This is a genomic window from Burkholderia sp. DN3021, assembly GCF_049805555.1.
Classification (GTDB): domain Bacteria; phylum Pseudomonadota; class Gammaproteobacteria; order Burkholderiales; family Burkholderiaceae; genus Burkholderia; species Burkholderia pyrrocinia_C.
In genome coordinates this window covers 1-503 of record NZ_JBNCAB010000287.1, presented here as the reverse complement: position 1 = coordinate 503, position 503 = coordinate 1, and the positions used below count along the sequence as shown (strand labels likewise).

Below are 503 nucleotides of genomic sequence, written 5' to 3'. Positions count from 1 at the left end.
GCCATTTCGCCAGCCCAGCGGCAGGGAACTCCGACTGGTCGAGGAAGCTTCCGTCGGTCAGGTCTATAGCTTGACAACTTATGCGTTCGCAAAGATTGAGAATTCCGACGACGACGGCATCGCTGGCTCGCACATGTAAGCCTAAGCTTTGTACTGGATCGTCTTTGCCCACATTGAACTCGATCGAGCCGAACTCATTGTCATAAATACCCCAGACAGGATCACTCCAATCCGTTCCCGGAAAAACTTCTGACACTGCCGCTTGCACTTCGGAAAGCGAACCAAGAGAAAGTGGCTGTTCGTCGTGCGCAATCTCCTCTATGGTTTTGTATCGCCGAGTGAATTTGTAAAGCGAAACGTCCCAGCTCATATCAGGAGATCCTCTAACATTCGGGATTGGTGACCGATCTAGCGATGGAACTTGCAGCAAGCAGCAGTTCCGCGAGTGACGTAGATTGTCGGCGATCTACGTCTTGATGTCGAACGGCTGCTCCTGGCCGAAC

The 503-nt window shown here is 52.3% G+C and carries 1 protein-coding gene; it reads right to left on the bottom strand.

Annotated elements, in window-relative coordinates; all coding sequences use genetic code 11:
- A partial coding sequence (locus ACPUER_RS37120; RefSeq protein WP_425133624.1) for a hypothetical protein occupies window positions 1–370 on the bottom strand: 370 nt, incomplete at its 3' end.
- Between the last annotated feature and the right edge of the window lie 133 nt (window positions 371–503).